Raw genomic sequence first — 22,752 nt, forward strand, 5'->3', positions numbered from 1 at the left:
GTGTTATCCAAATTTCGCCTACGGGGTTTTTACCCTCTTTGACATACTTTCCCAAGTATTTCGACTATCTGAATAGACTACCATATCGGAGTCCTACAACCCCAACAAGCAAGCTTGTTGGTTTGGGCTTTTCCCGTTTCGCTCGCCGCTACTCAGGGAATCGAATTTTCTTTCTCTTCCTGCAGGTACTTAGATGTTTCAGTTCTCTGCGTCTACCTCGACTGCGCTATGTATTCACGCAGACGTAACATCCTATAAAAGATGCTGGGTTCCCCCATTCGGAAATCTCTGGATCATAGCTTACTTACAGCTCCCCAAAGCATATCGGTGTTAGTCCCGTCCTTCATCGGCTCCTAGTGCCAAGGCATCCACCGTGCGCCCTTATTCACTTAACCTTTGACCTTACGGTCGGTTTTGAGTACTTCTTCTAGCGATAGAAGGTTGCTCAAGAAAATAAGCGTTGAACTTATTAAAAAACTCTTTTAACATTTCAACTCGGTGTGTGTTACTTGTTTTGATTATTTCTTCGATATCCAGTTTTCAATGAACAAAGCTTAACGACCATTGTCGTTAATGGAGCCTAGCGGGATCGAACCGCTGACCTCCTGCGTGCAAAGCAGGCGCTCTCCCAGCTGAGCTAAGGCCCCGGGTATTTACTTGAGAGTAGACCTCTCAAAACTGAACAAAGGCAAACGATGTGTAGTCTTCCGAAATATTCCTTAGAAAGGAGGTGATCCAGCCGCACCTTCCGATACGGCTACCTTGTTACGACTTCACCCCAATCATCTATCCCACCTTAGGCGGCTGGCTCCAAAAGGTTACCTCACCGACTTCGGGTGTTACAAACTCTCGTGGTGTGACGGGCGGTGTGTACAAGGCCCGGGAACGTATTCACCGCGGCGTGCTGATCCGCGATTACTAGCGATTCCGGCTTCATGTAGGCGAGTTGCAGCCTACAATCCGAACTGAGAGAAGCTTTAAGAGATTAGCTTAGCCTCGCGACTTCGCAACTCGTTGTACTTCCCATTGTAGCACGTGTGTAGCCCAGGTCATAAGGGGCATGATGATTTGACGTCATCCCCACCTTCCTCCGGTTTGTCACCGGCAGTCTCGCTAGAGTGCCCAACTAAATGATGGCAACTAACAATAAGGGTTGCGCTCGTTGCGGGACTTAACCCAACATCTCACGACACGAGCTGACGACAACCATGCACCACCTGTCACTTTGCCCCCGAAGGGGAAGCTCTATCTCTAGAGTGGTCAAAGGATGTCAAGACCTGGTAAGGTTCTTCGCGTTGCTTCGAATTAAACCACATGCTCCACCGCTTGTGCGGGCCCCCGTCAATTCCTTTGAGTTTCAACCTTGCGGTCGTACTCCCCAGGCGGAGTGCTTAATGCGTTTGCTGCAGCACTGAAGGGCGGAAACCCTCCAACACTTAGCACTCATCGTTTACGGCGTGGACTACCAGGGTATCTAATCCTGTTCGCTCCCCACGCTTTCGAGCCTCAGCGTCAGTTACAGACCAGAGAGCCGCCTTCGCCACTGGTGTTCCTCCATATATCTACGCATTTCACCGCTACACATGGAATTCCACTCTCCTCTTCTGCACTCAAGTCTCCCAGTTTCCAATGACCCTCCCCGGTTGAGCCGGGGGCTTTCACATCAGACTTAAGAAACCGCCTGCGCTCGCTTTACGCCCAATAAATCCGGACAACGCTTGCCACCTACGTATTACCGCGGCTGCTGGCACGTAGTTAGCCGTGGCTTTCTGGTTAGATACCGTCAAGGGATGAACATTTCACTCTCATCCTTGTTCTTCTCTAACAACAGAGTTTTACGATCCGAAAACCTTCTTCACTCACGCGGCGTTGCTCGGTCAGACTTTCGTCCATTGCCGAAGATTCCCTACTGCTGCCTCCCGTAGGAGTCTGGGCCGTGTCTCAGTCCCAGTGTGGCCGATCACCCTCTCAGGTCGGCTATGCATCGTTGCCTTGGTGAGCCGTTACCTCACCAACTAGCTAATGCACCGCGGGTCCATCCATCAGTGACGCAAAAGCGCCTTTCAACTTTCTTCCATGCGGAAAATAGTGTTATACGGTATTAGCACCTGTTTCCAAGTGTTATCCCCTTCTGATGGGCAGGTTACCCACGTGTTACTCACCCGTTCGCCACTCTTTTTCTTTCGATGGAGCAAGCTCCGGTGAAAGAAAAAGCGTTCGACTTGCATGTATTAGGCACGCCGCCAGCGTTCGTCCTGAGCCAGGATCAAACTCTCATAATGATTTGTTTGAATGACCATACGGTCATTAAGCTCATAAAAATTAACTTTGCTAGCTATTGCTTGCATGTATTTGTTTCAATAAATTGAAACGTCCTACACATTGGTTCGTTTGCTTGCTTTGTTCAGTTTTCAAAGGTCTACCGTGCTGCGTTAGCAACTTTTATATCATATCAGAGCAACGTTTGATTGTCAACTCTTTTTTAAAAAGTTTTTTTCGCTCGTTGTTTTTCAACTTCGTAGCGGCTGTCTCAGCGACTTTATTAGAATAACAAATGATTTGTTATTTGTCAACAACTTTTTCAATTAATTTTGTTGATGTATCAACATCAATTAACTTTTTTAAAATTGCGACTTCGTTATAATATCATCTGTCGAGCTGTGCGTCAACTACTTTTTTCAATTCTTTTTAGGAATTCATTTAGTCATTTGGCACATGTAATAATATACCAACTAAATCCCTTGCGGTCAATCATTTTCTATGGCTTTTTTCAATTTTTACAAACCCGTCTAATCGCATTGGATCCAGCTTTTATCGTTCGCATTTAATCCGTTTTCTAGCATCTGCCCTAACGTATTTCCCTCTATTTCCTCGCAGTTTTTCTCTCTGGTTCAGTAGACAATAAAAACTCCACCCATCTCTTGCGAGTGGACGGAGTTTTTTTTATCTCATTGTTGGGAATAATAAAACGTCGCGAATCGATTGCGCATCGGTCAACAACATCACTAAGCGATCGATCCCGATCCCTAATCCACCAGTTGGCGGCATACCGTATTCAAGTGCTTCTAAGAAATCTTCATCCACCCCATGGGCTTCATCATTTCCTGCTTCGCGCTCTTTTTCTTGCCCTTCAAAACGTTCTCTTTGATCGATTGGGTCATTCAATTCCGTGAAGGCATTCGCAAATTCACGACCAACGATAAATAATTCAAAGCGGTCGGTAAAGCGTTCATCTTCTGGATTCTTTTTCGCTAATGGCGAAACTTCCACTGGATGACCAAAGACAAAAGTTGGCTGCTGTAACGTTTCTTCAACAAATGTCTCAAAGAATTCATTGATGATATGGCCAACAGTCATGGCATCAGTGATTTCAACATGATGTTCTTTCGCTAAGCTGCGGGCTTCTTCAACGGACATTGGTTGCCAGAAATCCACACCTGTTTGATTTTTGATTGCATCGACCATATGGATTCGTGCAAAGTCGCTAGCTAGATCGACTTCTTGTCCATCGTATTGGATCGTTGCTGTATGCAAGACTTTTTCAGCAGCATTACGGATAATGCCTTCGGTTAGATCCATCACATCTTTAAAATCTGTATATGCCGTATACGCTTCTAGCATCGTAAACTCAGGGTTATGGGTCGTATCGATTCCTTCATTTCGGAAAACGCGGCCGATCTCATAGACTTTTTCCATGCCGCCCACGATCAATCGTTTTAAGTGAAGCTCAAGAGCGATCCGCAAATACAGATCCATATCTAAAGCATTATGGTGGGTAATGAAGGGACGAGCCGCTGCACCACCTGCTTGATTATGCAATACTGGCGTTTCGACTTCGATATACCCATGACCGTCAAGGTAACGACGAATTTCGCTGATGATTTGGCTTCGTTTCATGAAACGATCAAAGCTTTCTTTATTACTGATCAAATCCAAGTATCGTTGACGGTAGCGTTGTTCTACGTTCGTCAAGCCATGGTATTTGTCAGGCAATGGACGCAATGCTTTTGATAAAATCACGATTTCTTTGGCTTTGATGGTCACTTCGCCGGTATCGGTCTTCATGATCTCGCCAGATACGCCGAAGAAATCACCTAAGTCTGCGTGTTTGAATACTTCGTAAGGTTCGTCCCCTACTTGGTCTTTACGTACATATATTTGAATACGGCCTTCGCGGTCTTGTAAATGCGCAAAACCAGCCTTTCCTTTTCCACGTTTTGTAACGATTCTTCCTGCAATGCTTGCTGAAAGATTCATTTCGGCTAATTCTTCTTTGGTTCTTTGATCAAATAACTCATGTAACTCGGCAGAATTATGGGTGCGTTCGAATCGCTTGCCAAAAGGATCAATGCCTTCTTCCCGTAGTTTTTCCATCTTTTCACGGCGAACCAACATTTGATCATTCAATTCTTCTTGTGTTTGTCGTTCCTCTGTCACGAGTTTTCCTCCATTCTTAACTTGGGTTTCCTTCTTATAATGCCAATGATGACGCAAAAAATCAAGCCGAACTTTCGAATCGACTTGATTTGTTTCTTATTCCTTAAGAGTTGCTACCGGCTGTTTTTCGGTCTTTTCCACAAATGCATCTAATAAATCAAAAATCGTCTGCTTATCTTCTGCTTGATTGATAGCTGCCTTCACTTTGGCTGCCCGCGAAATACCTTTTAAGTAGTACGCAGCATGTTGGCGGAATTCTCGCGAAGCGATTTTTTCCCCTTTTAGATCAGCCAACCGTTCTAAATGAAGTTTCGCTGTCGAAATTTTTTCTCGTGGTGTTGGTTCCGGCAATAACTCGCCTGTCTCTAAGTATTGCTTGGTGCGGTGGATCATCCACGGATTGCCTAAGGCTGCCCGTCCGATCATCACTGCATCGGCGCCGACTTCTTCCAACATTCGTTTCGCATCTTCAGGGGTTTTGACATCGCCGTTGCCCATAAAGGGAATCGTGATACTTTGCTTCACTTGTTTCAAAACGTCCCAATCAGCCGATCCTTCATACATCTGTACACGGGTTCTGCCATGCATACCGATTGCTGCGGCACCCGCTGCTTCTGCGGCCTGGGCATTCTCAACCGCAAAGACGTGCTGCTCATCCCAGCCGATCCGCATTTTGACGGTAACGGGCTTGTCGATCGCACTGGAAACAGCATGAACCATTTCATAAACCTTGTCGGGATCTAAGAGCCACTTCGCACCAGCTTCTGCTTTGATGATTTTGTTTACAGGACACCCCATATTGATATCAATGATATCGGCAGTTGTGTTCTCTGCGACAAATTGCGCTGCTTCTACTAAGGATGCTTTATTCCCACCAAAAATCTGAATACTAAGAGGATGCTCCGTCTCGTCAATAAACAGCATCTCAAGGGTCTTCTTGTTACGCAGTTGAATCCCTCGATCACTGATCATCTCACAGACGACTAAACCCGCACCAAATTCTTTGACTGTCACACGAAACGCAGAATTGGTGATCCCCGCCATTGGCGCAACGACGACGCGGTTAGGAATCTCAACCGAGCCGATCTGCCATGTCTGTCTATCTTTCACTTACGCTTCCGCCTCTTTCTTCAACGCCGCCAGTTCCGTTTCATCAAAATGATACTTGTTGCCACAAAACGAGCAGACTGCCTCTGCCCCGTGGTCTTCATCGATCATCGCTTGGATCTCGTCAGCCCCTAAGGTAATGATCGCTGTCGCAAATTTTTCTTTCGTGCAATCACAATGGAACTGAACTGGCATTTTTTCTAGTACTTCGATCGTCGTGTCTGGCAACAATGTCGCTAAGATCTCTTCTGGTGATTGGCCTTCATCGATCAAGGTTGATACTCGAGGCAATTCTCCCAAACGTTTTTCGATGGCATCAATGATCTCTTCACTGGCACCAGGCATGATCTGTAGCATAAAGCCACCGGCTGCCCGTATCGAATCATCGGTTTCTACTAATACACTCAGACCAACAGCAGAAGGAATCTGTTCTGACACTGCTAAATAATAAGTAAAGTCTTCCCCAAGCTCCCCCGAGACGATCGGTGTTTGTCCAGAGAAGGGTTCTTTTAGCCCTAAGTCTTTGATTACGGTAAAGATCCCTTGGTCACCCACTGCGCCCCGAACATCCAATTTCCCTTGAGGGTTCAACGGTAGACTGATCTGCGGATTTTTTATGTATCCTTTTACGTCCCCACGGCCATTGCTGTCTACGACGATTGCCCCAGCAGGACCATTTCCTTGAATTTTGACGGTCAATTTGTCTTCCCCTTTTAAGGTACTGCCTAATAACAAACTTCCCACCATCGCTCGCCCTAAAGCAGCGGATGCCGTATTCCATGTTTCATGGCGTCGTTGTGCTTCGGCGATCGTTTCTGTTGCCGATACTGCATATGCCCGGACGAAGCCGTCATATGCTAGTGCTTTTACTAAATAATCCTTCATCTTGATTCTCCTTTTTATTCATTAATGAATCATACTAGGAAGCGCCGCTTTTTTCAACTGAATGTGTTTGAATTTAAGGAAAGTCTTCTTAAATAGAAACAAAAAGGCACCGAGTTTCCTCGGCGCCTTGATATGTCTTGTTTTAGGCGTTATCATCTTTGTTTTCTTGATCAGTCGGTTGGCTTTCGCTATTGCGGCGAACGTCTTCCAATTGTTGATCAAAATCGTTTGATGGTGCATCTTCACTGTGTTTTTCTGCAGCTTGCTTCTCTGCATCTTTTTCTTCCAGCGCACGTTTCGCTTCTTCAAACGTTTGGGCTTTTTCACTAGGATACTCAGAGCTTTCGGTTCCTTCAGGCATTTTGCCTTCTTCAAACAAGGATTTGATTGCTTTGGCATCTAATGTTTCATGTTCAAGCAGTTTTTCAGCGATCAATTTGTGCTGTGCACGGTGTTCTTCAATGATTTCATGGGCTTTTTGATGGGCATCCATTAAAATCTTGCGAACTTCTTGATCGATTTCAAAGGCAACTTGTTCAGAGTACGCTTTTGTTTGACCATAATCACGACCGACAAAGACTTGATGGTTTCCTTCATATTGAACTGGACCTAATTTGTCGCTCATTCCATATTCTGTCACCATGCTTCTTGCAAGCGCAGTTGCTTGTTCAAAGTCATTAGAAGCACCCGTTGATTGTACACCGAAGATGATTTCTTCTGCCGTACGTCCACCAAGCAACCCAACGATTTGTTCAAACATATCTTCTTTGGTCATCAAAAATTGATCTTCTTTCGGTAAGGCGATCATGTAACCACCTGCACGTCCCCGAGGAATGATCGTTACTTTGTGTACCACACGGGCACGACTCAAGACTAACCCAACGATGGTATGTCCTGCTTCATGGTAAGCAACCATTTCACGTTCGCGTTTGTTGATGACCCGATCTTTCTTCGCTGGACCAGCGATCACGCGGTCTTCCGCTTCATCGATATCTGAAGCATCGATTTTTTTCTTGTTACGACGAGCAGCAACTAATGCCGCTTCGTTCAAGACGTTTTCCAGATCCGCACCGGCAAACCCTGGTGTTTGTTGGGCAACGACTTTCAAATCAACATCATCTGATAAAGGTTTGTTGCGGGCATGGACACGGAGGATCGCTTCGCGACCTTTCACGTCTGGACGACCAACTAAAATCTGACGGTCAAAACGACCTGGACGTAGCAACGCTGGATCTAGAACATCCGAACGGTTCGTTGCGGCAATGACGATCACGCCTTCGTTTCCATCAAAACCATCCATTTCAACCAATAACTGGTTCAATGTTTGTTCCCGCTCATCATGTCCGCCACCCATACCAGCACCACGTTGGCGACCGACAGCATCGATTTCATCGATAAAGATGATGGCTGGTGCATTTTTCTTCGCTGTTTCAAATAAGTCACGCACCCGGCTTGCACCGACACCGACAAACATTTCAACGAAATCTGAACCAGAGATCGAGTAAAATGGTACGCCAGCTTCACCAGCAACGGCCTTGGCTAGTAACGTTTTCCCGGTTCCCGGAGGTCCCTCAAGTAAGACACCTGCTGGGATACGAGCACCTAATTCAACGAAACGTCGAGGATCTTTCAAGAATTCCACGACTTCGACAAGCTCTTGTTTTTCTTCTTCTGCACCGGCTACGTCTGAAAAACGTACGCGGTTGGCTTTTTTGTCCGCTTCTTTGGCTTTTGATTTGCCAAAGTTCATTACACGGCCGCCACCGCCACCGCCGCCGCCTTGTTGGCTCATCATCATGTAGAAGAAGAAAATGATGATCACAAGTGGTAAGAAGCTAACCAAAAGCGATAACCAAATACCACTGTTGGATTCTTCTTCGATGGTAGTTTTGACCCCTTGTGCTGAGGCCAGACTGGTGACTTCGCTCAGCGTAGAATCATTTGGTAAAATGATCGTTGAAAAGCGGGTCGAACTTGCCTGTGTATTGCCTAAAACAGACAAGCTGTTGTCATTGCTGACAGTTTGTTCTTCATTGTATTCACCCACGATTCGATACACACCGTTAGCGGGTTGGACAGTAAATTGTTTGACCTTCCCGTCTTTCAGTTGTTCTGTAAACGTGGAGTACTCGATCGTTGGGGTCTGCTGATTGCCATTTCCAAAGATGAAATAAACGACCATGACCATTGCCAACAAGACAAGTACATAATATAAGGTATTTTTTACCATACCGTTATTTTTCTTATTCATGCGTACCTCCCTGGCTATTTTGTTTTATCAATCCTGACCATTTAATTGTATCACAATTGATTTAGAACAGTCACTAATTTGACTGATAAACACTAGGTTTTAAGACGCCAACGTAAGGTAAGTTTCGATATTGCTCTGCATAGTCCAGTCCATATCCAACAACAAACTCATTTGGCACATCGAAGCCGACGTAATCAGCATCGATCTCAACAACACGGCCTTCCGGCTTATCTAATAACGTCACGATTTTCACTGATTTCGCTTTACGGTATTTGAATAGATCTACCAGATAAGCCAACGTGCGACCGCTGTCAATGATGTCTTCAACGATCAAAAGATCGCGGCCCTCAACATTTGTATCTAAATCTTTGATGATTTTGACTTCTCCAGATGAAATCATGGCATTGCCATAACTCGAGACATCCATGAAGTCTAACTCCAAGTAACAATCCATCTCACGAACGATGTCTGCCATGAAAGGAACGGCACCTTTCAGTACACCTACGACTAGAGGATTTTTATCCGCATAAGCCGCCGTTAATTCTTGACCAAGTTCCACACAACGATTTTTGATTTCGTCACGGGAAATCAAAATTTTCTCAATATCTTTATCTAGCATAAAGTTCTCCTTCCAACTCTTACTTCTGATATTTATAAAGAAGTATGTAGTGTATTTTATCAGTTTCTGGCGCAATACTCAAATAGGAAAATGCATGAGGTAGTAAGGCAATCACCTGTTTATCAAGGTTTGTGACGACCCAACTTTTTTCTCGCTCTTCATTAGGAATTTTTGAATCGATAAAAAAACGACTGATCTTTTTGGTCAGGCCACGCGCCAAGCGGATTCGGTCTCCTGGCTGACGCTTACGTACGATCAGCTCAGAGGAATAGTTTAGCGGTAAATCTTGGGAAAACTCTGACCAATTTGTGATTTTTTTGGGAATATGCTGTTCATTTATCGGAAAATACCCAATCCATTCCTTTTCAGAAAGATAGATCCCCTCCCCTAAAACCAGACGCTGACTGACTTCTGTCAACGGCGTTGCAGGCTTTTGGGAAACAGCTACAGATTCCAATAATAATTGGTCATAACTGCGCCGCAACTGCCACTGTTTGTGCAATGCCAATTGCCATTGCCCTTTCTTTTCGTCTAGCAGACGCAATAACTGTGGCAGCTGTTTTTGATTGAGTGGCTGCTTTGTAAAAGCTTCTGCTTGCTGCAAAAACCCAGCATAGAAAAAATAGCGCTGCGCCGGCGAAAACGTCGGTAGCTGTTGCAGATCGATCACTAAGCGAGCAGCTTGCTGTTGAACGAACGCAGACAACCATTGCTGCTGCTCTTGCTGGATCAACTGATTGGCTAACTGCATTTCTACAGAAAGCTGTTGAAAATGTGGCAGCAGTTGCGGATTTTCCGCTTTTAATGCCGGCACTACTTGCTGGCGTAGTCGATTTCGCAAATACAACGGTTCGTGATTGCTTTCATCTTCAAAGTAGGGAATCTGCTGTGCTTGCGCATAGTCGTAAATCGCTGCCTTACTGACACTAAGCAGCGGCCGCAACAGGACTCCTGTGTGAAAAGGCTGCTGCTGCTGCATCCCGCCAGCCGATTGCAAGCGGCCTTCTCGCATCATCTTCATCAGCATCGTTTCTACTTGGTCATCACTGTGATGGGCAGTCAGCAAAACATCATAGCCTTCTTGGGACATGACATCGGCAAAAAACGTATAGCGAAAGTCGCGAGCGCTAGCTTCTACGCCGGTTTCTGGCGGATTTTCCCAACACCGCTCATAAAAAGGAATGCCGCGTTCCTGGCAGTACTGCCGTAAAAAAGCCGCTTCCTCAGCAGATGCTGGACGCAATTGATGGTTCACATGTGCCACGCCAAAACATGGCTCTTTTTGCATTTCGGGAAACAACTGACAAAAGACCTGCAACAAGACCATCGAGTCGACGCCCGTCGATACCGCCAGCAAAAAGCGGCGTTTTTTTTCCGGATCGATAGCAGCGATTTGCCCTCGAACGGTTTGAATGACCATCTTATGACCTCCTTTTCCTTCGGTAGACCCACAAGAAAGAAAGCTGAAACAAAACGAACCAACAGTTTTGTTCCAGCTTTTTCCAACTTGCTATTCATGTTTAGTTACGGCGTCCGCCGCGGCCACCGCGTTTTCCTTCTGTATTTCGACGTAATGACGAAAGACGATCATCACTATCTTTTAGAAAAGAACTCATCAATGAATCGAAGTCTTGTTTATTTACATTCGTAGTTTGATTGCGTGAAAAAGATTTTTTCGGATTTGGTCGATTGAATTCTTTTTTCGGGTATTCACGTTTTTCTTCCGGTTTATCTTCTGCTTTGCGGATCGATAGGCCGATTTTTCCATCGTTGCCGATTGCCGTAACAAGTACTGTCACTTCATCCCCAACAGACAACACGTCGTGAATGTCTTTGACGAATCCGTTTGATACTTCACTGATATGCACCAAACCAGTTTTCCCTTCACCAAGATCAATGAACGCACCAAAATTTGTAATACCAGACACTTTGCCCTTTAGTTTCGCTCCAACTTCGATTGACATATAAAAAATGTTCCTCCTAATTTTTACCCATTTAAAATAATTCAAACTACTGCGCTGAGTAGGTATGACATTGCTTAATCTTGTGACTCTGTGGATGATGATTCTTGCTCGCTTTGTGAAGAGCCTTCATTCGTGCTCTGAGAATCCGTTCCGTCCGGCAAGACCGGATAGATCTTTTCGCCATCTTTTGAATAGAAGAATCGGCTCCGGGCCAATTTCGCTACATATTCATCGTCTTTCAGTAAGGCAACATCCCGCTCCAACGAAGCCACTTTTTGTTCAGCTTCTTTTTGTTCAGCGACTGTTTCCGCCTTATATTCCTTTAGCTTTTGCAGGCGCATTTGATCGTTGAACATCTGAATGCCTACGATCGCAAATATCGCTAATGCCGCTACGAAAAACGCCACCAGCCGACGTCGACGAAACACGACTTGCCGCCGCTCTTTTTCAAACTTGGCAAATTGCTCTTTCGCATAATCGGTCTGCAATAGTTCTATTTTTTTATTTGATTCTTTTGCCACCTGAACTCGCTCCCGTCGCTGTCTTTGTTTTTTACATTATACCAACATCCGCAAAGCTTGTCTAACTGAAAATGCCGTAAAAATCAAGCATTTTCTGAGATTCTTTCCTCTGAAACGATCTCATACATTTTTGCAGCGTCTTCTTTTTTCGTCGATTCATGCAATTCATTAACTTTTACTTCCAAGACCTTATTCCCGAACTGAATGCGCATGGTATCGCCTACTTTGACGTCACTGCTTGACTTGGCTAATTTGCCGTTGATCTGAATACGTCCCTTGTCTGCCACTTCTTTGGCCACAGAGCGACGCTTGATGATGCGGGAGATTTTAAGAAATTTATCTAATCTCATGTTTTTCACCTCTTCTTAATAGTTTCTTTCCAAATGGAACTAACAGCCATTCGCGAATCGTTAACAATTTGATTTTGATCGCTGCCCCGATAAAGGCTGCGCCTCCCAGACCGACACCGCCTAGGCAAAAAAGCAGCGCCTGTAGTCGATGGGTCAAAGGACCGTTCAATAAGATCGCCACGAAGCTATAATATAAGAATAGCACGCTTGCCATGATCCCTAAACAAATAAATAATTTTTTTCCATAATTTCCTTCATACCAAAAGCGATTGATGCTACTTTGTGCTCGACGCTGTTCGGAAACCACAAAACAGCATAAGGTCGCGCCTAACCCCAACAGCGTACTGATACTTGCTCCTGCAGTCCCATAAGAAGCAGTCAGCGGCCACATTGATAGACATTTAACCAAAAGACCGATCCCCGCAGCAATCAAGCCGAAGGTATAGGTACTGCGGCTTTGTTGAATGCTTTGATAAGCTTGAATTGTCGCCATCAGAGCGATGGAAAAGACAAACAATACTAGCGCCGCATTGCCAGATCCGTCTTTGAATAAGGCAAAGTTGATATAAGGCAGCAAAATCGCTAAGCCTACGGCGGAAGCCGAAGCAATCCCGATTGTTAGGCGTAAATACATTTTTGCCGACTTTTCAAACAGCTGCTGATTTTTTACCGTCAAATACTTGGTCAATGTTGGCAAAAACGTCGAACTTAACGCCATCGCCACCACAAGACCTAGTTGGACGAGGGGTTGTCCTCGATCATAGATCCCTTTCGAAATCCGAGCTGCTTGTGCCGTCAACCCACCTGCTTCCAGTGCATTGGTCAACAAAAACGAATCCGCTAACTGGAACAAGATCAAATAGCCGCTATAAATCGTCAACAGACCGCCTTCTAAGAAGAACCGTTTTTTCAAAGAGGCTGATAAAACAGCAGTGTTTTCTCCTATACTAGTGACTGGTTTATGCCATAACGATAAGCGTTTGCCGTTGATTTGTCGGCTATAGTAACTTAAAATCCACCACGCCGCAAGCCCCCCGACTAAGGCACCCATCATGGCGACAGTCCCCGTTTGATAAACCGTCCAACCCAATTGCTGGAAAGCTGCCGCAGCACCTAAAATCACCCCGACTCTAAGGAGCTGCTCTACGACTTGGGAAACTGCGGTTGGCACCATTTGTAAATTCCCTTGAAACATTCCTCGATAAAAGGTCAAAGGTGGGACAAACAAGAAGGTAAAGGAAACGACTCGAATCAAGCCTGACAGTTGGTAGTCCCCCATCACTTGCGCGATTGGACCGGCAAATAAAAAGGTCATAGCCCATAAGCCGATCGCCGACCAAAGCACATAAGGCGTCAAAGCTTGTAGCCGTTCCTTGCTTTTCAAAGGATCGGGTTCTTCAGCGACAATGCGGGAGATAAACTGTGGCAAACCTGACAACGCCAAAGTCATTGCCAATCCATAAATCGGATAGACTTGTTGATACACATAAAACCCTTCGTCCCCTACCAGGTTCTGAAAAGGGACCCGATAAACGGCACTTAAGATTTTTGCGATAAAGGAAGCGATCGTTAAAATAAACGCCCCTTCCATCGTACGCTTCAATTGTGATTTCGGCATCCCTCTGGTTCCTTTCTAGCCTTGACTGGCGTATTTTTGTTCCCGTAATGCTTTGACAAAATCTTGGATTTCTAATAGCCAGGTGCTTTCTTTCATCACTGGCGGAATCTGTAATTTGATGGTCATTTGCTCATGATCGACACCCATCGTGGCTTTTAATTTAGTGGCTTTTAATGCCTCAAACAGCTGCTCCACCGAATAATTTTTCGTGCCGACTTTACTCAAAGTAAACGACACCGTCTGTTGCTGCTTGCGGATAGTTTCTAACAAGGCACGATCCCCGTTCATTTTGATCTCGCCCACCGTTAAGAGGTGCGCCACTTCAACAGGGTATTCTCCAAAACGGTCTAACAAATCATCTTGAAGTTCATCGACTGCTTCTTGTGATTCCAGCTCACGAATTCGTTTGTAGATCTCGATTTTTTGCCGTTCATCTTCAATATACGAAGTCGGCAAGTAGGCATCGATCCCCAGATCAATCTCAACGGTCGTTTTCTCTGTTTGGGTATTTTTCCCTTGCTTACGGGTAACTGCTTCCGACAGCATTTGCGAGTACATGTCAAACCCGACTGCATCGATAAAGCCGTGCTGTTGCGCCCCCAATAGATTTCCCGCTCCACGAATCGAAAGATCGCGCATCGCGATTTTGAATCCTGAACCTAACTCCGTAAAGTCCTTAATGGCTTGTAGTCGTTTTTCACTGACTTCGTTCAACACTTTTTGCTGTTCATACATGAAATACGCATAGGCGACTCGATTGCTCCGTCCGACACGGCCGCGCAACTGATACAACGTCGAAAGCCCCATGTAATCGGCATTTTCTACAAACAACGTATTGGCATTGGGAATATCCACACCGGTTTCAATGATCGTCGTTGTCACCAACACATCGTATTGGCCTTCAATAAAGTCAAACAACGTATTTTCCAATTGGATCTCAGTCATTTGCCCGTGGGCATAAGCGATTCGTGCATCAGGCACTAACGCCTGCAGTTCTTCGACTTTTCGCTCGATCGTATCGACACGATTATAGAGATAAAACACTTGGCCTCCCCGGGCCATCTCCCGTTGGATCGCTTCTCGCACCGCTCCTGGATTCATCTCCATCACATAGGTTTGGATCGGGTAACGATTTTCCGGTGGTGTTTCGATCACAGATAGGTCCCGCACCCCCAGCATCGACATATGCAACGTTCGTGGGATCGGCGTTGCCGTCAACGTCAACACATCGACTTGCGAACGCAGTTGTTTCAAGCGCTCTTTGTGTTTGACCCCAAACCGTTGTTCTTCATCGATCACCAACAAGCCCAAATCAGCAAACTCAACATCTTTTGACAATAATCGGTGGGTCCCCACCAAAATATCGACTTGCCCTTTGCGCACTTGCTCGATCGTTTCATTCTGCTGTTTTTTCGTCCGAAAACGACTCAGCACCCCAACATTGACGGGGAATCCTTCAAAACGATCGACCATCGTTTCATAGTGCTGCTGCGCCAAGATCGTTGTCGGCACTAAGAAAGCCACTTGTTTGCTTTCTTTGATCGCTTTAAAAGCAGCCCGCAGCGCCACTTCTGTTTTCCCAAAACCAACATCTCCGACTAACAAGCGGTCCATCGGTTTTTCTTTTTCCATATCCCGCTTGATCTCTGCCGTACTGCGCAGTTGATCATCGGTTTCCGAATACGGAAAAGCATCTTCAAATTCTTTTTGATAGGCATCGTCTGGTTGAAAGGCATAGCCTTTTTCCGATTCGCGTTTGGCATACAATAAAATCAAATCATCCGCGATGTCTTCAATTTTAGCCGTCACTTTGCGCTTGGTCTTCGCCCACTCACTGCCGCCTAATTTATTGATTTTCGGTGTTTTCGACTCGGAAGCCACATATTTCTGAATCAAATTCAATTGGGTGACTGGAATAAAGAGCTTGTCTTCGTTTTGGTACAAGATCGTCATGTAATCTTGGTGGACGCCATCGACTTCTAAGGTTTCCATGCCGATGTACTTCCCGATCCCATGATTCGCATGGACGACATAATCGCCGGCTTTTAACTCATTGTAGCTTTTGAGACGTTCCGCATTGGTGACATTTTGCCGGCGGGCTCTTTTTTTGTTCATCTTTTGGAAAATTTCTTTTTCCGTAACCACCACTAGCTTGTCTTGCGGCATTTCAAAGCCGCTTTGCAAACGTTCCACCACGATTTGGGTGCGTCCCGTAAACAGGCGGTCTTGTTGCGTCTGCACCGCATAGATATCATGATCTCGCAGATCTTGCTCTAACTTCTTAGCCCGTTCTTGGTCACTGACCAGAAAAATCACCGTTTGCTGTTGCTTCTCCCAGCGATCGATCTCAACTTTCAAGAGACCCATTTGGCTGAAAAACTGCTGCATCGGCCGGTATTGGAATTGATGGATCGCTTGGAAGCGAATGTTCCCCATTCCTTTTTGGAATAATGAAAAGAAGCTAGTCACAAAGGTTTCTTTTTGTAGTAGCTGATGGACATCGATCCCGAATTGCTGTTCAGAAAAGACCCGCAGTTCCGCTAATTTTTGGGTATGCCACTCCGCCTCTTCCCGTTCGATCTCACGATTGGTCTCCATGATCCGAGCGTAATCATCGATCATCAAAAAGGCATCTTCAGAAAAATAATCTAAGACACTTGTTTGCTGACGATACAGCAAATCCGTGTAATAACGGGCACTTTCACCAGGAATCCCCGCTTGCCATTGAGAAGCCAACTGGCCAAAATAATCTTCTAAAAAGGCACGATCGGTTGCTTCTTTGGTGACTGCCAACCGCTTGTTCAATAATTCTTGCAGCTGCTTTTGCCCCGCCGCTAAATCTTCCGCTGAGAAAACCAATTCGGTAGTGGGTAAAATAGCCACTTGTTGCAGCGTTTCCACTGAGCGTTGCGTTTCCACGTTGAAAGAACGCATCGAGTCGATTTCTACATCAAACAACTCGATCCGTACGGGGTATTCGGCATTTAATGGGTATATATCGAGGATGCTTCCACGAATACTGAATTCGCCGGGTTTGCCAATCATTGACTGCCGTTCGTAACCCATCAAGATCAATTGTTGCGGCAAACGCTCTAAATCGATCTCATCGCCAATCTGCCATTGAAATTGGTTGGCTAACCAGGTTTTCTTTTCAGGCAAATACTTTCGCAAAGCCGCCACCGGCAACACATAGATCCCGGTTTTCCCTTGAGAAACAGCATTCAGCGCTGCCACTCGTTCTTCTCGTGCTTCTGGTGAAGAAAAAGCCATTTCGGCTGACAACACTTCATCCACTGGAAAAACATAGACATCTTCCGTCACATTACGCAGATCTTCGGCTAGTTGATTTGTATAATAGAGATTTGGTGTCACCACGATCACTTGCTTTTGAAATGCCTGATACACACCGGTGATCGCTAATGTTTTTGCCGATCCAGCTAGACCGGTCAGTAATTGCCGGGGGGCCTGTTCACGTAAACCTGCATGCCAAGCCGCCACTGTCGGCACTTTATTTATTAATTCAATTAAATCCATCTCGGCCCTCCTTAGTTAAATCGATTCATTGTGGCAAGAAAGTCGCCGTTGGTCAAGTAATCACTACTTGCCTCGACCGCTTTATCAATACTTTGTAAAACGATCGGCAGATCGTCTTTTGCAAAAGGACTCAGTACATGATTGACCACGGTTTGTCCCGGACGCGGACGATCGATCCCGATTTTGATCCGGTCAAAGACTGTCGAATCCAAGTGAGCGATCAAACTCTTGATCCCATTGTGGCCACCTGCACTGCCTTTTTGGCGCAAGCGGATTTTCCCTAATGCTAAATCAAGGTCATCATAGACCACCACTAATTCTTCTTGGTAGATGCCAAAATAGGTCATCAACGGACCTACCGCACGACCCGATTCATTCATGAAGGTTTGCGGTTTGACCAAAAGGATTTTTTCACCCTTCAAGAAAAACTCTGCCACCTCTGCTTCAAAAGCCGACTTTTTAAAGGTTGCTTGGTACTTTTGTGCCAACGCATCCACTACCATAAAGCCAACATTATGTTTGGTTTTTTCATATTTTTTGCCGGGATTTCCCAAGCCTACAATCATTTTCATTTTTTAGTTACGCTCCATTATTTCTAGTTTCAAGCTGATTCTTCATCTATTTTATCGGTTTTCTTATCCAAACACAAAATACTGGGCACACAAATGCGCCCAGTTCTTTTGCTTAGGTAATTATAACACGAAATGGACTGTTATGGTGGCGTCCTCTTGCTCAGTTTTTATCTTTCTTAACTAATCTTAATAAAACGTTGGTATATCTTCTTTTTGAAGTAATAACAAAGAAAGCATTTACAACTGAAACAGTGATATTTTGTGTAATATTGTTGTGCAAATCACATGACAAATATACTTGAAAATGGTAGGATGATAGCGAGTAAAACAATTATGCGGAAGGAATGATACACAGATGACTGCAAAAACGAACAAAAAAGATCACCAAAAGGTAATTCTTGTTGGAGACGGTGCGGTTGGTTCTAGTTACGCGTTTGCGTTGGTGACCCAAAACATTGCGCAAGAAGTCGGAATCATTGATATAAATACAGCAAAAACAGAAGGCGACGCAATTGATTTGTCCCATGCCTTGGCCTTTACTTCCCCTAAGAAAATCTATGCCGCTTCTTATGAAGACGCACATGATGCTGATTTAGTTGTTATTACTGCTGGTGCGCCTCAAAAACCAGGCGAAACCCGCTTAGATTTGGTTCATAAAAACTTAAAAATCAACCGGGAAGTAGTTACCCAAATCGTTGATTCAGGGTTTAACGGAATCTTCTTGGTAGCAGCAAACCCAGTCGATATTTTGACTTATTCGACTTGGAAATTCTCAGGCTTCCCGAAAGAACGCGTCATCGGTTCAGGTACTTCATTAGATTCTGCCCGTTTCCGTCAAGCATTGGCTGAATTGGTCGATGTTGATGCCCGTAACGTCCATGCCTATATCTTAGGTGAACACGGGGATTCAGAATTCCCTGTTTGGTCTCATGCCAACGTAGCCGGCCTACAAATCTATGAATGGGTCAAAAATAACCCAGACATCGATGAAGAAGCCATGGTCAACATTTTCTTCAGCGTTCGTGATGCAGCCTACACCATCATCGAGAAAAAAGGTGCGACTTTCTATGGGATCGCAGTAGCTTTAGCACGGATCACTCGTGCGATCTTAGACGATGAAAATGCTGTTTTACCATTATCTGTGTACATGAACGGCGAATATGGTTTAAACGACTTGTACATCGGTGCGCCTGCAGTCATCAATGCCCAAGGGATCCAAAAAGTAATTGAGATTCCATTGACGGATGGGGAAAAAGACCGGATGGCCGCTTCTGCAAAACAATTAAAAGATATTCTTGATGAAGCTTTTGCGAAACTAGATGCAGAAGACAATCAATAATTTCTCTCACTTCGTTTAGCTAATCAACCATGCAATTGAACGAACCTTACAGCTTACTCTTTTTCAGAACAATTTGATCAAGATGACCTGCTGCCGGTTCGTTCAGTTTTTTTATGCAATGAAATGCTTTTCTACAGCTTAGCTAAAGATAGTTTAAGAATTTTCTATTTTTCATGGAAGTTTCATTTGCCATATTCGCTTTCCTGGGGGAATATGGTATGATTTAAGCGTTATTATCTATTATGCCATTAGAAAAAAGGAGTAGTTGAATGACTCGTTCAAACAAACATACTGACGCCAAGAACAATACCAAGAAAATTGTTCTGATCGTTGTGGCTGCTTTATTAGTAGTGATCGCTGGCGGCTATACCTACCGAAGTACATATTATGCGAACCGTTTTTTACCAAAGACTGAAATTGAGGGCATCGATATCAGCAACAAAACCGTCGCTGAGGCCAATGCCCTGCTGCATGACCGCTATTCGCAAGAAGATTTCACCATCAAAGAAGGCGATAGCGAATGGAAGACAATCAACCTTGCTCAATTTGGTTTACAGACGGATTTCACCGATGAGCTACAATCGTTAAAAGATGAACAGAACCAGTGGAGTTGGGGAATGGCTTACGTTTCTGCTGCAGAAGAAAAAACACTGGATAATCTCTCGGTAGATCAAGATACGCTAAACAGCGAAACAGACACGATTCAAAAGGAACTAGAAACTTTAAATGAGGATCGTACCAAGTCTGCCGATGCAACATTGGAAAAAGGCGAAGACGGTTTTTCTATCAAACCAGAAGTTGACGGCGATGCCATTGATGTGGACAAAGCAGTGGCTGACTTACAAGAAGCCATCGTCAGTGGCGAAAAGGAACTAAATCTCGGCGATTACATCACAAAACCAAGTGTGACCGCTGATGATCCTGATCTAACCAAAGAAATGGATTCGTTGAATAAAATCGCCAAAGTAACCGGCAATTATACGATCAACGGAAACACGTTTCAAATTCCAAGAGAATCGATCATGGATTGGCTCTCTTACAAAGATGGCAACACCACGATCGACGAAGACAAAGTAAGAAGCTATGTCGCTTCGATCGGTGAGCAATACAACACCAGCACCAATTCTTCGACCTTCAAGAGTACCAAACAAGGCGAAGTAACAGTTCCAGCCGGCACCCTCAGCTGGACGATCCAAACCGATGCGGAAACAGAAGCCTTGATCGAGGCGTTAAAAGCCGGCGAAGACTTCACCCGCACACCGATTGCTCAAGGAAGCACCGATGCTGGCAGCCCGTTATTTGGCAACACGTATATTGAAGTTGATTTGAAAAACCAACACATGTGGTATTACAAAGATGGCGAGCTGGTGCTAGATACGAAAATCATCTCTGGGAAACCAGCTACACCAACGCCAACTGGTGTCTTCTATGTCTGGAACAAAGAAGAAGATGCAACCTTGACCGGTGAAGATTATGCGTCCCCTGTTGATTACTGGATGCCGATTGATTGGACCGGTGTCGGAATCCATGATTCTGATTGGCAAACGGAATACGGTGGTGATCTTTGGAAAACCCGCGGCTCTCACGGCTGTATCAATACTCCGCCAGGCGTCATGAAAGAATTGTACAGCAAAGCCGAAGTCGGGACACCCGTGATCGTGATTTAACCGAAAAAAGAGTCAGACCTTTTTATAGATGAACCAAAAGCTGCAAAAGAAAATTCTTTTGCGGCTTTTTTGCTATCTCCCCCATGTTCCTATTTACAAAGCGTCATTTAATTAATATACTTAATTAACTATATTAATTAATAAGGAGAATCATTTTGGAAAAAGTCGTCTTCATCGATCGTTCTACTTTGGCTGGAAGTTTGATTAAAATTTTTGCCCGCAACATCCAAATGCTTTCTGAGGATCAAATCAGCGTGACGGTTCTGACACCGGAACGACTAGCAAGTTATCGTTTTTCGCAAGAAAAAATCGTTTTGGTCGACCCCTTGCTTTCTTTAACAGATCCAATGATCCAACAAGCTATCCCACCGCGCATCAAACGCCTGTCGTTTCCTGTCAATCATTACAGCGGCATGAATACTGAAGGCATTCTAGAATTGATCCAACAAGCATAACCTAAAAAGGCCGACGGAAACCAATGGTTTCTGCCGGCCTTTTCTCATGCCACTTGCCCTTTGCTAGACCATCGCTTCTTCTTGTTCTAACAAAGTAACTTGCTCTCCTTTGTCTTGCAGCGCGGCGACGTGCATCGTCCCCCACTGGCAAAGGGTATCCAATAAGCCGCCTAACGTTTCTCCATATTCACTCAAGGAATACTCAACTTTGGGTGGTACTTGATTATAGGACTTACGGGTAACGATATCAGACTCTTCTAATTCCCGCAATTGCTGCGTCAACATTTTTTGACTGATGCCAGGAATTTTCCGCCGTAAATCACTAGGACGCAATGCCCCATGGCGTAAATTACAAAGAATGATTGGTTTCCATTTCCCGCCGATGACATCCATTGTTGCTTCTACACCAATATTATAAATTTTTTCTTCCATTTTTTTCACCTCATCATGTTTGCTAACATACAAAAGTTACCAAAAGGTGTGTATCAAACAAAAAAGTACGTACTATACAACCTTACCTCCTCATTATATGATGATTACAGAAAAAAATAAAGGAGATGTTTTTATGATCGAAAAATTATCGGATACCGTTACACTGAACAATGGCAGTAAAATCCCCGGTTTGGGGTTAGGTGTCTTTCAAATCCCTGAAGCTGAAACAGCAGAGGTCGTGAAACAGGCCATCGTCAATGGGTATCGCCTGATTGATACGGCGGCTATTTACGGCAACGAAACAGGAACAGGGGAAGGAATCAAACAAGGCTTACAAGAAACGGGGTTGGCTCGTGAAGAACTCTTTGTCACTTCCAAACTTTGGAACGATCATTTAACTTATGATGAAACGATCCACGCCTTCAATGAGAGTTTGGCCCGCTTAAACCTCGAGTATCTCGACTTGTACTTGATCCATTGGCCGGGAAATCAGGCATTTCAAGAGTCATGGCGCGCATTGGAAGACTTGTATGCTGCAGGAAAAATCAAAGCAATCGGGGTCAGCAACTTCCAGATTCATCACTTGGAGCAATTATTGGCCGTTGCTAAGGTCGTTCCTGTCGTCAATCAGATCGAACTGCATCCCAAACTGACGCAGCAAGACCTGCGGGACTTTTGTGCTGAAAAGGGTATTGCGATCCAAGCCTGGTCACCTTTGATGCAAGGTAAACTGCTGACAGATGACACCGTCTTGGCAATCGCCGATGCACAGCAAAAATCAGCGGCACAAGTGCTTTTACGCTGGGCTATCCAACAAGGAATCTTAGTCAATGTCAAATCGACACACCCTGAGCGAATGATCGCCAATGCAGCGATTTTTGATTTCCGTTTATCAGAAGAGGAAATGGCCCGCTTGAACACATTAAATGAGGACCTGCGAGTGGGTCCAGATCCAGACACATTCGATTTTCATTAATCACACTATATACTAAACAAAACCT

At 44.8% G+C, this 22,752-nt stretch carries 17 protein-coding genes, 1 tRNA gene and 2 rRNA genes (1 of these 20 only partly in view); 4 read left to right on the forward strand and 16 right to left on the reverse strand.

Annotated features, from left to right (window positions below; translation table 11 throughout):
• From IGI78_RS14910 to pth, 15 genes are all read right to left on the reverse strand, one after another.
• Window positions 1-395 (reverse strand): 23S ribosomal RNA (locus IGI78_RS14910); it reaches 2,520 nt to the left of the window's first position.
• 179 nt (window positions 396-574) lie between these two features.
• A tRNA-Ala gene (locus IGI78_RS14915) sits at window positions 575-647 on the reverse strand.
• Between the two features lie 76 nt (window positions 648-723).
• A 16S ribosomal RNA gene (locus IGI78_RS14920) occupies window positions 724-2,282 on the reverse strand.
• The 16S and 23S rRNA genes sit together here with 1 tRNA gene alongside, the layout of an rRNA operon.
• Window positions 2,283-2,943: 661 nt before the next feature.
• Window positions 2,944-4,437: a lysine--tRNA ligase gene (lysS, locus tag IGI78_RS14925; RefSeq protein ID WP_005230758.1), complete on the reverse strand. Its 1,494-nt coding sequence runs from the start codon at window positions 4,435-4,437 to the stop codon at window positions 2,944-2,946.
• Between the two features lie 96 nt (window positions 4,438-4,533).
• Complete coding sequence (dusB, locus tag IGI78_RS14930; RefSeq protein ID WP_077452381.1) at window positions 4,534-5,547, reverse strand: tRNA dihydrouridine synthase DusB; 1,014 nt, start codon at window positions 5,545-5,547, stop codon at window positions 4,534-4,536.
• Entirely contained in the window at window positions 5,548-6,429 is an 882-nt protein-coding gene (gene hslO / locus IGI78_RS14935) for an Hsp33 family molecular chaperone HslO (RefSeq protein WP_005230756.1), read from the reverse strand.
• Between the two features lie 142 nt (window positions 6,430-6,571).
• Window positions 6,572-8,680: an ATP-dependent zinc metalloprotease FtsH gene (ftsH, locus tag IGI78_RS14940; RefSeq protein WP_081119268.1), complete on the reverse strand. Its 2,109-nt coding sequence runs from the start codon at window positions 8,678-8,680 to the stop codon at window positions 6,572-6,574.
• 73 nt (window positions 8,681-8,753) lie between these two features.
• The gene (gene hpt / locus IGI78_RS14945) at window positions 8,754-9,299 is read right to left on the reverse strand and encodes a hypoxanthine phosphoribosyltransferase (RefSeq protein WP_005230750.1); all 546 of its coding nucleotides are present in this window, start codon (window positions 9,297-9,299) and stop codon (window positions 8,754-8,756) included.
• Between the two features lie 19 nt (window positions 9,300-9,318).
• Entirely contained in the window at window positions 9,319-10,719 is a 1,401-nt protein-coding gene (gene tilS, locus IGI78_RS14950; protein ID WP_430618118.1) for a tRNA lysidine(34) synthetase TilS, read from the reverse strand.
• Window positions 10,720-10,819: 100 nt separating this feature from the next.
• Window positions 10,820-11,263: a S1 domain-containing RNA-binding protein gene (locus IGI78_RS14955; protein WP_005233352.1), complete on the reverse strand. Its 444-nt coding sequence runs from the start codon at window positions 11,261-11,263 to the stop codon at window positions 10,820-10,822.
• A 74-nt stretch (window positions 11,264-11,337) separates the two neighbouring features.
• Window positions 11,338-11,784 (reverse strand): FtsB family cell division protein, encoded by a 447-nt coding sequence (locus tag IGI78_RS14960; protein ID WP_086291578.1) that lies wholly within the window; start codon window positions 11,782-11,784, stop codon window positions 11,338-11,340.
• Between the two features lie 83 nt (window positions 11,785-11,867).
• Window positions 11,868-12,134: an RNA-binding S4 domain-containing protein gene (locus tag IGI78_RS14965; protein WP_005230745.1), complete on the reverse strand. Its 267-nt coding sequence runs from the start codon at window positions 12,132-12,134 to the stop codon at window positions 11,868-11,870.
• Window positions 12,121-13,752, reverse strand: a complete 1,632-nt coding sequence (locus IGI78_RS14970; protein ID WP_200126645.1) for a putative polysaccharide biosynthesis protein — start codon at window positions 13,750-13,752, stop codon at window positions 12,121-12,123. The genes IGI78_RS14965 and IGI78_RS14970 overlap by 14 nt, the downstream gene beginning before the upstream one ends.
• A gap of 15 nt (window positions 13,753-13,767) precedes the next feature.
• Window positions 13,768-17,286: a transcription-repair coupling factor gene (gene mfd, locus IGI78_RS14975; RefSeq protein ID WP_077452387.1), complete on the reverse strand. Its 3,519-nt coding sequence runs from the start codon at window positions 17,284-17,286 to the stop codon at window positions 13,768-13,770.
• Between the two features lie 11 nt (window positions 17,287-17,297).
• Window positions 17,298-17,858 carry an aminoacyl-tRNA hydrolase gene (gene pth, locus IGI78_RS14980; RefSeq protein ID WP_015510502.1) on the reverse strand — a complete coding sequence of 187 codons (561 nt, stop codon included), beginning with the start codon at window positions 17,856-17,858 and terminating at the stop codon, window positions 17,298-17,300.
• A gap of 355 nt (window positions 17,859-18,213) precedes the next feature.
• Here pth and IGI78_RS14985 point away from each other — a divergent pair, with 355 nt between their 5' ends.
• The 3 genes from IGI78_RS14985 to IGI78_RS14995 all read left to right on the forward strand — a co-directional run bounded on the left by IGI78_RS14985 (window position 18,214) and on the right by IGI78_RS14995 (window position 21,319).
• Window positions 18,214-19,197, forward strand: coding sequence for an L-lactate dehydrogenase (locus IGI78_RS14985; protein ID WP_005230720.1), 984 nt, complete (start codon window positions 18,214-18,216; stop codon window positions 19,195-19,197).
• Window positions 19,198-19,466: 269 nt separating this feature from the next.
• Complete coding sequence (locus IGI78_RS14990; RefSeq protein WP_086291575.1) at window positions 19,467-20,864, forward strand: L,D-transpeptidase family protein; 1,398 nt, start codon at window positions 19,467-19,469, stop codon at window positions 20,862-20,864.
• A 155-nt stretch (window positions 20,865-21,019) separates the two neighbouring features.
• Window positions 21,020-21,319 carry a hypothetical protein gene (locus tag IGI78_RS14995; RefSeq protein WP_194195615.1) on the forward strand — a complete coding sequence of 100 codons (300 nt, stop codon included), beginning with the start codon at window positions 21,020-21,022 and terminating at the stop codon, window positions 21,317-21,319.
• Window positions 21,320-21,382: 63 nt separating this feature from the next.
• Here IGI78_RS14995 and IGI78_RS15000 read toward each other — a convergent pair whose 3' ends face one another.
• Window positions 21,383-21,751: a winged helix-turn-helix transcriptional regulator gene (locus IGI78_RS15000; RefSeq protein WP_077452389.1), complete on the reverse strand. Its 369-nt coding sequence runs from the start codon at window positions 21,749-21,751 to the stop codon at window positions 21,383-21,385.
• A gap of 97 nt (window positions 21,752-21,848) precedes the next feature.
• Here IGI78_RS15000 and IGI78_RS15005 point away from each other — a divergent pair, with 97 nt between their 5' ends.
• Window positions 21,849-22,727, forward strand: a complete 879-nt coding sequence (locus tag IGI78_RS15005; RefSeq protein WP_325811578.1) for an aldo/keto reductase — start codon at window positions 21,849-21,851, stop codon at window positions 22,725-22,727.
• Window positions 22,728-22,752: the final 25 nt, after the last annotated feature.

The sequence above is a fragment of the Enterococcus sp. DIV1767 genome, assembly GCF_050542585.1.
GTDB classification, from domain to species: Bacteria; Bacillota; Bacilli; order Lactobacillales; family Enterococcaceae; genus Enterococcus_D; species Enterococcus_D innesii.